The organism is Stenotrophomonas sp. 2YAF22 (genome assembly GCF_052114665.1).
GTDB classification, from domain to species: Bacteria; Pseudomonadota; Gammaproteobacteria; order Xanthomonadales; family Xanthomonadaceae; genus Stenotrophomonas; species Stenotrophomonas indicatrix.
Genome location: NZ_JBFRFE010000068.1, coordinates 1 through 10,673, shown reverse-complemented (window position 1 = coordinate 10,673; position 10,673 = coordinate 1). Strand labels below are relative to the sequence as shown.

At 66.4% G+C, this 10,673-nt stretch carries 6 protein-coding genes; 2 read left to right on the top strand and 4 right to left on the bottom strand.

All coding sequences use genetic code 11. The annotated features are described in order from the left end of the window. Positions 1-40: 40 nt before the first annotated feature. On the bottom strand, positions 41-2,005 hold the full coding sequence (locus tag AB4Y84_RS04665; protein WP_089239520.1) for an OPT family oligopeptide transporter: 1,965 nt from the start codon (positions 2,003-2,005) through the stop codon (positions 41-43). A gap of 200 nt (positions 2,006-2,205) precedes the next feature. Here AB4Y84_RS04665 and AB4Y84_RS04660 point away from each other — a divergent pair, with 200 nt between their 5' ends. Next, on the top strand, positions 2,206-3,354 hold the full coding sequence (locus tag AB4Y84_RS04660; RefSeq protein WP_442243831.1) for a DUF1624 domain-containing protein: 1,149 nt from the start codon (positions 2,206-2,208) through the stop codon (positions 3,352-3,354). 72 nt (positions 3,355-3,426) lie between these two features. Then, entirely contained in the window at positions 3,427-5,181 is a 1,755-nt protein-coding gene (locus tag AB4Y84_RS04655; RefSeq protein ID WP_394196139.1) for a peptide MFS transporter, read from the top strand. Between the two features lie 55 nt (positions 5,182-5,236). On the opposite strand, the gene AB4Y84_RS04650 is transcribed toward AB4Y84_RS04655, so the two are convergent. From AB4Y84_RS04650 to AB4Y84_RS04640, 3 genes are all read right to left on the bottom strand, one after another. Next, positions 5,237-7,222 carry an alpha/beta hydrolase family protein gene (locus AB4Y84_RS04650; protein ID WP_442243832.1) on the bottom strand — a complete coding sequence of 662 codons (1,986 nt, stop codon included), beginning with the start codon at positions 7,220-7,222 and terminating at the stop codon, positions 5,237-5,239. 66 nt (positions 7,223-7,288) lie between these two features. After that, a complete protein-coding gene (locus AB4Y84_RS04645) occupies positions 7,289-9,274 on the bottom strand; it encodes an alpha/beta hydrolase family protein (protein WP_442249825.1) in 1,986 nt (661 codons plus the stop codon). 94 nt (positions 9,275-9,368) lie between these two features. Further along, the coding region (locus tag AB4Y84_RS04640) for an alpha/beta hydrolase family protein (RefSeq protein ID WP_442249824.1) at positions 9,369-10,673 on the bottom strand (1,305 nt) is incomplete at its 5' end.

Genomic DNA, 10,673 nt, shown 5'->3' with positions numbered 1-10,673 from the left:
TTCCAGGGTTGCCGGCCAGCGGCCGGCACTCCCCCATCACTTACGCCACGGCGCGCTTGCCGGTGCGGTAGATCAGCCAGCCGACCAGGAACAGCACGGCCAGGCCGATCCACTGCGCGGCCGGCAGATGGAACGGCACGGCCAGCACGTCGGCACGGCTGCTGACCACGATCGGCACGGCGATGGCGATACCCATCAGCGCCTCACCGGTGATCAGGCCGGCAGCGAACAGCACGCCCGGCTTGTGCACGCGGTCGCGACCCTCTTCGTCATCGGCGCGTACCTTGTGGAAGCGCTCGACCAGGTAGGAGATCAGGCCACCGAGGAAGATCGGCACCATCAGTTCCAGCGGCAGGTAGATGCCGATCGCCGCGGCCAGCACCGGCACGCGGAAACGCGAGTTGCGCGACTTCAGCCAGCTGTCGAACGCGATGATGGCGGCACCGACCACGGCACCGATGCCGATGAAGGTCCACGGCAGCTCGCCGCCGAACAGGCCCTTGGCCACCGAGGCCATCAGGTTGGCCTGCGGTGCGGCCAGCGCATTCGGATGCAGCTCCGACTTGACGCCGATGCCGTAGGCGGTAGCCAGCAGGTTCAGCACCGGGGCCATGATCAGCGCGCACGAGAACGCACCGATGCCCAGCATCAGCTGCTGCTTCCACGGAGTGGCACCGACGATGTAGCCGGCCTTGAGGTCCTGCAGGTTGTCACCGCCGACGGCGGCGGCACAGCACACCACCGCGCCGATCATGATCGCGGCCACCGCGCCCAGCGGCGCACCGAAGGCACCGACCGGCTGCAGGCCGTCCTTGCCCAGCAGCAGCACCAGCACCGCCGAAGCGAACAGGATGGTGGAGATGGTGATGCCCGAGACCGGGTTGTTGGACGACCCGATCAGGCCTGCCAGGTAGGCCGACACCGAAACGAACAGGAAGCCGGCGACGATCATGATGAGGGTCATCGGGATCGACACGTGCCACTGGCCGACGATGGCCTGGTACAGCGCCAGCAGCGGCAGGGTGAACACCACCAAGGCCACCAGCATCCACTTCATCGGCAGGTCGCGCTCGGTATGTGCCAGCACCGGGCCGCCACTCTTGCGGGCGGCGGCGAAGCCGCTCTTGACGCCGTTGAGCAGCGACTTGCGCAGCGAGATCAGGGTCCAGATGCCACCGATCAGCATCGCGCCGACACCCAGGTAACGCATCTTCGCGCCCCAGATGGCGAACGCCGCTTCGGTGGACGAGGCGGTGGCGATCGAGGCGGCCAGCGCCGGATCGGTGTTCATGAAGAACGCCTGGTAGATCGGAATGGCGATGTGCCAGGTCAGGATCGAGCCGGACACCACCACGATGCCGACGTTGAGGCCGACGATGTAGCCCACGCCCAGCAGCGCCGGCGACAGGTTGGTACCGATGAACGCGGTGATCTTGGAACTGCCGACGTAGGCCGAGGTAGCCCAGGCGTCGGGGATCAAGCGCATGCCGCTTTCCGCAGCCAGCTTGACGAACGCACCGATCACCGCCGACAGGCCAAGGATCTTCAGGCCCGGGCCGGGGTTTTCACCGGCCTTGAGCACTTCAGCCGCCGCCTTGCCTTCCGGGAACGGAAGCGGGTCCTCGACGATCATCGAACGGCGCAGCGGCACCGAGAACAGCACGCCCAGCAGGCCGCCGAGACCGGCGATGCCCAGCACCCACCAGTACTTGAAGTCCGGCCAGTAGCCCATGATCACCAGCGCGGGGATGGTGAAGATCACACCGGCGGCGATCGACGAACCGGCCGAAGCGCCGGTCTGCACGATGTTGTTCTCAAGGATCGAGCCGCCCCCCAGCAGGCGCAGCACGCCCATGGAAATGACCGCGGCGGGAATCGCGGTGGCGATGGTCAGGCCTGCGAACAGACCGAGATAGGCGTTTGCGGCCGACAGCACCACCGCCAGCACGATGGCCAGGACCACCGCGCGGAAAGTGAGCTGCTTGGGCGCAGCGTCATGGTTCATGAAAGCCCCTGCTGGCAAAAAATCCCTGTCACGCTAGCGTTCAGGGGGCAGCAAGTCCAGCGTGCCAAAGGATGGGGGTTGCAGCTGGAACAGGCACGGGCCCGCAGCGGCACCGCGAGCCAGCCGATGCGGCAAAGCCCAAGTGGGCACTCCGCAAACGCTATGTTATAACTTTCCGTTGACCTGTACCCGCCCACCGCATGTCCTCCTTCCCCTCCTCCCGGCTGGCCTCCATCGACCAGTTGCGCGGCACCGTGATGCTGCTGATGCTGCTAGACCACGTGCGCGAGACATTCTTCCTGCAGCATCAGGTCAGCGATCCGATGGACGCGGCGACCGTGTCCCCTGCCCTGTTCGCCTGCCGCCTGCTGGCCCACCTGTGCGCGCCGGTGTTCGTGCTGCTGACCGGCCTGTCGGCCTGGCTGTACGGCCAGCGCCATGCCGATCCGCGCCGTGCCATTGCGGCTTTCCTGCTCAAGCGCGGCCTGTTCCTGGTGGTGCTGGAACTGACCCTGGTCAACTTCGCCTGGACCTTCCAGTTCCCGCCGGAGACGGTGTACCTGCAGGTGATCTGGGCGATCGGCCTGAGCATGATCGCGCTGGCCGGCCTGCTGTGGCTGCCGCGGCCGGTGCTGGCGGTGCTGGCGGTAGCGCTGGTGGTTGGCCACAACCTGTTGGATGGCATGCGCGTGCAGGGCGACGGCGCGGTGGCGGTGCTGTGGAAAGTGCTGCACCAGCGTGACTGGATCGAGGCTGGGCGGTTGAGCCTGCGTACCTCCTACCCGGTGCTGCCGTGGATCGGGGTGATCGCGCTGGGCTACCTGATGGCACCGTGGTTCGCCGCCGGCAGCGATCCCGAACAGCGGCGGCAGCGGTTGCTGTGGGCCGGGCTGGGCGCACTGGCCGCCTTCGCCCTGCTGCGCTTCGCCAACGACTATGGCGATGCACCCTGGCAGTACCAGACCAGCACGCTGCGCACGTGGATGAGCGTGTTCAACATCACCAAGTACCCGCCGTCGCTGCAGTTCCTGCTGCTGACACTGGGCGTGGGCCTGCTGCTGTTGCGGCTGTATGAGTGGCCGCCGCTGGCGCGCGCGCTGCGGCCGCTGGCCGATATCGGTGCAGCGCCGATGTTCTTCTACCTGCTGCACCTGTACGTGCTGAAGCTGCTGTACCTGGCCGCGCTGAAGACCTGGGGCCCGACCCACGGTTGCCTGTATGCACTGGACTCGGTGGCCGGCCTGCTGCTGGTGGCCTGCGCGCTGGCGGTGGTGCTGTACCCACCGACGCGGGCATTCGCGCGGTTCAAGGCACGGCGACGCGACCTGGCCTGGTTGCGGTACCTGTAGACCATGCACCGGGGCGGCCATCCACGCATGGCGTGGATCTACTGAAAGCGGGCGCGGGCCTATAATTCCGCGATGAATTCCACTGCTATCGCTTCCGACGACTTCCTGGGCCATCCCAAGGGCGTCTACGTCTGCTTCTTCACCGAAATGTGGGAGCGCTTCTCCTTCTACGGCATGAAGGCGCTGCTGTTGCTGTACCTCACCAAGTACCACCTGTTCGGTGACAAGGCCGGGCTGGACCTGCTCGGTGCCTATGGCGGCCTGGTGTACTGCATCCCGGTATTCGGCGGCATGCTCGCCGACCGCTGGCTGGGCATGCGCCGCGCGGTGCTGTTCGGCGGCATCCTGCTGGTGCTCGGCCACCTCGGCATGGCCTTCGAGGGCCACGCCGCATACCGGGTCAATGGCGAAGTAGTGCGCGACACCTCGGCATTGGCAGTGACCTATCTGTCGCTGGCGCTGATCATCATGGGCGTCGGCTTCCTCAAGCCGAACATCTCCACCATCGTCGGCAAGCTCTATCCGCAGGACGATCCGCGCCGCGATTCGGGCTTCTCGCTGTTCTATGCCGGCATCAACCTGGGTGCCCTGTTCTCCTCGCTGGTGTGCGGTTTCCTCGGCGAGGTCTACGGCTGGAAGTACGGTTTCGGTGCGGCCGGCATCGGCATGATTGCCGGCCTGGCGATGTTCCTGTGGGGCCAGAAATACCTGCAGGGCCATGCCGAACCGCCGCAGCCGGCCACGCTGAAGCAGAAGGTGCTGGGCCTGCCGCGCGAATGGCTGATCTACCTGTGCGCGGTGATCGGCGTGCTGCCGGTGGCCTGGCTGATGTGGGCGGCCGGCAACGGTGCCTTCGCGCTTGGTGGTGAAATCAGCCTGGCGCTGATGCTGATGCTGGTGGTGCTCGGCGGCGTGCTGGTCTGGTTCGCCTGGTTCACTGGCAGCAAGTGCACGCCGGTGCAGCGCCAGCAGATGATCGCGCTGATGGTGCTGATCTTCATGGCACTGGTGTTCTTCACGATGTACGAGCAGTCGTATGGCTCGTGGGTGACCTTCACCGACCGCCTGCTGACCAAGGACATCGTACCGGCGCTGGTGATCCGCGAAGGCTCGCCGCTGCCGTGGTCGATCCTCTCGCTGCTGCTGGCACCGCTGGGCTTCGTGGTCAGCGCGCGCCTGTCCGAGCGACGTCCCGGCTCGTCCGCACCGCGTACGTTCTTCATCGCCATCGTCGCGCTGATGCTGGTGCTGCTGGTGCGCGACTGTCTGGTGATTCCGCAGACCGCCGGTTCGCTGACCTACCTCGGCGGCCTGTTCCTGGTGCTGCTGGCGCCGGCCTTCGCCGCGTTGTGGACCTGGATGGACCGTCGCGGCTGGGAGCCGGGCAAGCCGGTGAAGTCGGCCTGGGGCCTGGTGATCGGTGCGTTGTCGTTCGTACCGCTGGCGCTGGCCGCGCAGCACGTTGGTACGACCGGCGAGATGGCCAGCGTGTGGTGGCTGGTGCTGGCCTACTTCCTGCTGGCCAGCGGCGAGATGTGCCTGTCGCCGGTCGGCCTGTCGGCGGTCACCCAGCTGGCGGTGCCCCGGGTGATGAGCCTGATGATGGGCACCTGGTTCCTGGCGACCGCCTTCTCCGAAACGCTGGCCGCGCTGTTCGGCAAGCTGGCGGCGATCGACGTACCTGAAGGCGAAACGCTGGACATGGCCGCTGCGGCCGGTGCCTATGCGCACCTGTTCTGGCTGCTGATGTGGATCGGCCTGGGCTGCGCTTTGCTGGCCTTCATCGCCGCACCGCTGTTGAAGCGGATGATGCATGGAGTGAAGTAACGCCCATTGGCAGCTCACTGCGGCGGCAACCATGATGGTTGCCGCCGCGCGTGTTTCAGGGCGCCTTGCCCTTGTCGGAAGACGTCGCGGCCGCTGCGGTACCGCCCCCCAGGCTGCGTGACAGGAAGGCAAGCAATCGGCTGTAGTAGTCGCGCTGGTTGGCCTCGGCATACAAACCATGCCCCTCCCGCGGGTAATACAGCGCTTCCACCGGCACGCCGGCCTGTTTCAACGCCGCTTCCATGCGTTCGGTGTGCTGTACCGGCGCACGCAGGTCTTCGCGACCAGCGGCCAGCAGCACCGGCACCTTGATACTCGCCGCCAGATTCACCGGCGACACTGCCGCCAGGGTGGCCGGATCACCCAGCCACTCCTGTAGATAGGTCACGCCGGAGGCGCGATCCTGGATGTCGCCCCGTTTGAACATCAACGGCAGGTCGTACACCCCGACGTAGCCGGCCGCGCAGCGGTACAGCCCCGGCTCGCGCACAGCGCCCATCATGGCCGAGTACGCACCGTAGCTGGCACCGTAGATGCAGATGCGTGCGCTGTCGGCGATGCCTTGGCTGATCGCCCAGCGGGTGGCGTCGGTCACATCGTCCTGCATCGCGCGGCCCCATTGCCGGGCAGCGGCCTGGGTATGTGCACGGCCGTAGTTGCCCGAGCCGCGGAAGTTGACCTGCAGCACCGCGTAGCCGGCGTCGGCCAGCAACTGGTTCTCGCGCTCGAAACCACCATCATCGAACACGCCGATCGGGCCACCATGCGGGACCACCACCATCGGCAGGTTGTGGCCATCACTGCCCCTGGGCAGGGGCAGGAAGCCATGCAGCGGCAGGCCGTCCCGCGCAGCCAGGGTGATCGGGCGAACGCTGGCACCGCCATCGCGATCAAACCAGCGATGGCGGCTGGTGAGGAACGCGGCGTTGCGGGTGGCCGTGGTGTACAGGAAATAGTCGCCGGGATTGGTTGCCGAGCTCACTTTCACCAGCAGACGTGTGTTGTCGCGGGTGCCGGAGACCAGGCTCACCGCCTGCCCTGGAAACGCCTTTTCAAGCTTGCGCTGGATGCCGGCGGTCGGCGACTGCTCATCGAAGAAGGCCGTGCGCGTGGCAGCGCCGACGAACTGGATGCCCACCGGCACGCGCGTGCCAGGCTGGTAGACCACATGGGTAGGGTCAACGGTATCGTCCTGCAGCAGCGTACGCCGCTCTCCGCTGACCGGGTCCCAGCTGACCACCGCGTCCGGGCCGCGGGCCTGCTCCACCACCAGGTAAGCCAGGCGGTTGTCGGCAGAGAAGCCGATCGGGCGTTCGATGCGGCGGCTGTTGCCTTCGTCGTTGACCAGCGTCCAATGATCGCGACCTTCGCGGTAGTAGAGCTTGTTGACGTTGTCGGCGGCGGCACCATGGGCGAAGCGCAGTTCCCCTTGATTGTCGGTGGTGAACGTCGCGCGCTGCACCGGTGAACGCGATACCGGGATGCGACGCCCGGTGATCACGTCCATCCGTTCCAGACGCGTATTGGTGTCGTTGGCAAATGGCCACAGCGAGATCAACACGTTGCGCTCGTCGGCAGGCAGCGGATCGGCAAGGAAGGCGGCGACCGGCTCGACCACGCGCCCGGTCACGAAGCCGGGCTCATCCGGGCGGGCGCGATAGCCGACCAGAAGATCACCGCGTTTGCCATTGGCGTCGATGGCATACAGTTCGCCCGTCGGCCGCGGTTGGTCCAACGGCCCCCATTTTTCGGCCAGACCGATGAGCAGGCGGCTGTCACTCACCCAGTCGACCTCGGCGGCATGATTGTTGCGTGGCGGCCGGAAATTGCCGACCAGCTCCATCGTGTCGGTACGCAGCACCGCCACGGCGGTCGCGCCCTCCAGCGGCAAGGTCATGGCAATGTATTCGCCGGTGGGCGAGAGCTGGATGTCATTGAACTCCGCACGACGCACATAGCCGTCCAGCGAAACTTCCGCAGCCTCCACCCCAGCGGCGCCGCAGATGGCCATCAATGCGGCCAGCACCTTTGCATGCTTCATCACTTCCTCCTTGAAGCCGGGCATCCCCTGCCCGGCATCGGGTCCGCTGGCTGCGGCTGGATTTCCTTACGGCGCCTTGTCAGCACCTGCGGTGGCGCTGGCGCTGGCGGTGTTGCCGCCCAGACTGCGTGACAGGAAGGCGAGCAGCCTGCTGTAGTACTCGCGCTGGTGCTCGGGCCGGTAGAAGCCATGGCCTTCGGTGCGGTAATACAGGCTTTCCACCGGCGAGCCGGCCGCCTTCAGTGCGGCCTCCATGCGCTCGGTGTGTTTGATCGGCGCGCGACGGTCTTCGCCTCCGGCGGCCAGGAATACAGGCACCTTCAGTTGCGCGGCCAGATTCACCGGCGAACGGGTACCCAGCGTCTTCGGATCACCCACCCAATCGCGCTGCCAAAGCATGGCCGAATCGCTCAACTGCGCCTCCCCAGTGAACATCAGCGGCAGGTCATACACGCCGACATAGCCGGCCGCGCACTGGTACAGCCCCGGCTCGCGTACCGGCCCCATCATCGCCGCGTACGCACCGTAACTGGCGCCATAGATGCAGATGCGCTTGCTGTCGGCGATGCCCTCGGCGATGGCCCAGCGCGTGGCGTCGGTCACATCGTCCTGCATAGCCGCGCCCCACTGCTTCGCACCCGCCTGGGCGAAGGCGCGCCCATAATTGGACGAACCACGGAAGTTGACCTGCAGCACCGCATACCCTGCGGCTGCCAGCATCTGCGGCTCGCTGGTGTAGCTGCCTTCATCGAACACGCCGAAGGGGCCGCCGTGCGGCAACACGACCATTGGCAGATTGCGACCATCACTGCCCTGCGGCAATGTCAGGAATCCATGCAGCGACACGCCGTCGCGGGCCTTCAATGCAAACGRGCGAACCGTGGCGGCCAGTTTCGGGTCGATCCATTCGCTGCGGCTGAGCAGATGCTCTGCCGCCTTCGCGCGGGTGTCGAACAGGTAGAAATCCCCGGGGTTGCTGCCCGACCACGTCTGCACCACCACCTTGCCGCCATCGCGGGTACTGGAGGTGATGAGCACCGGGCCGCCGAACGCCGCCTCAAGGCTGCGGTACTGACGGGCATCGGCCCCCTTCTCATCGAAGAACCGGGTGCGCGGTGCATCGCCGACATACAGCGCGCCCACCGGCACGCGGGTGCCCGGGCGGAAGATGATCGCGTAAGGATCGACCACGCCATCGCGCAGCACCTCGCGCCGTTCGCCGGTCTGCGGGTTCCAGCTGAGGATGGCATCGGGCCCGGTGGGCTGCTCGACCTGCAGATAGGCCAGTGCACCATCTTCGGAGAAGCCGATGGCCCCTTCCACCCGGTGGCTCAGCGATTCGTCATTGACCAGTGACCACTGCGCATTGGTCCCAGCGCGGTAGTAGAGCTTGTTGACGTTGTCCGAGGTAGCGCCGTGAGCAAAGCGCACTTCGCCCTGATGATCGGTGGTGAAGCTGGCGCGCTGCACCGGCGAGCCGGAAACGCGCACGCGGCGCCCGCTGACCACATCCAGCCGCTCCACGCGGGTATAGGGATCATCGGCAAAGGGCCACACCGCGATCAGTACATTGCGGTCATCGCCGGGCAGCTCGTCGGTGAGGAAAGCCGCGACGTCCTCCACCTTCTTCGGCTGGATGCGCGTGCCCAGCCCACGGCCCTGCACGCGGTAGCCGACCAGCAGTTCGCCGCCCTTGCCATCGACATTGACGCCGTAGAGTTCACCGGTCGGTTGCGGGGTATCCAGCGCGCCAAGCTTCTCGGCCAGGCCGACCAGCAGGCGGTCATTGCTCACCCATTCAAAGGTGTTTGCGTGGTTCTTGTCCTGTGGCCGGAACACACCCGCGGGTTTGCGGTCGGACGTGCGCAGGATGATCAGCGCGGTGGAATCGTCCAGCGGTACGGTGCCGGCGACGTATTCGCCGCCCGGCGAGAGTTTGACGTCCGAGAACGACTCCGGCTTCAGGTACTTCTCCAGGTCCACCCCGCCAGTACCCGCCGACGTCCCGCCCACCACCGCGCACAGCAGCGCGGCAAATACAGTCCTGCGCATCCTTCCCCCTCCCTGCCGGACACCCTGTCCAGATTTGCCGATTCTAGGCAGGCCGACGATGGCTGCGCCAGTGACGAGCGCGCCATCGCCAGACTCAGGGCGCCTTCTCCGCATCACCGGTGGCCTGCGTTTGTGCGGTGGCTCCCCCCAGGCTGCGCGACAGGAACGCCAGCAGGCGTCCGTAGTACTCGCTGCGATGCGCCTGGGTGTAGAAGCCGTGGCCTTCGGTGCGGAAGTACAGGGCTTCCACCGGGGTACCAGCCCGTTCCAGCGCGGCCTGCAGCCGCTTGCTGTGCAGGATGGGCGCACGCGCATCCTCACCACCAGCGGCCAGGAATACCGGCACCCTGATGCGATCCGCCAACGCAACCGGCGACACCTCACCCAGCGAGGCCGGATCGCCCAGCCACTGCTGCAGATAGGCCACGCCGAAACGGCTGTCGCCCACATCGCCACGGGTGTACATCAACGGCAGGTCATAGACGCCCACGTAGCCTGCCGCGCACTGGTACAGCCCCGGCTCGCGCACCGGCCCCATCATCGCCGCGTAGGCGCCATAGCTGGCACCGTAGATGCAGATGCGTTTGCTGTCGGCGATGCCCTCGGCGATGGCCCAGCGCGTTGCATCGGTCACGTCATCCTGCATGGCACGACCCCATTGCCGCACAGCCGCACGCATGTGGGCACGGCCGAAGTTGCCGGATCCGCGGAAATTCACCTGCAGCACGGCATAGCCGGCTGCTGCCAGCAACTRCGTCTCGTGCGCGAAACGGCCGTCGTCGAACTCGCCGATGGGGCCCCCATGCGGCAGCACCACCATCGGCAGGTCGCGGCCTGTACTGCCGTGCGGCACGGTCAGGAACCCATGCAGGTCCAGTCCATCGCGTGCCTTCACTCTGATGGACCGCACCGATGCGGTCGTAGCCGGATCGATCCATTCGCTGCGCGCCAGCAGGAAGCGCGCCTGTCTGCGGTCGACGTCATAAAGGTAGAACTCGCCCGGATTGGCGCCTGACCAGGTTTCCAGAAGCAGCTTTCGTCCATCACGGGTGCTGGAGGTGATGAACACCGCCCGCCTGGGAAATGCCGCCTCCAGGCTGCGGTACTGCTGCGCTTCGGCCGATGCTTCATCGAAGAAGCGGGTGCGCGGGGTATCGCCCAGGAACAGTGCGCCGACCGGCACCCTGCTGCCTGGACTGCGGATCACCCGTGCCGGATCGACCACATCGTCGCGCAGAACAACCCTGCGTTCCTGCGTGATCGGGTTCCAGCTGACGATGGCATCAGGCCCACTGGCCTGCTCGCTCTGCAGGTAGGCCAGCTGGCCATCGGCGGAAAAACCGAGTGCCGCCTCGATGCGGCCACTGGCCGTTTCATCATTCACCAGCGCCCATTCGCC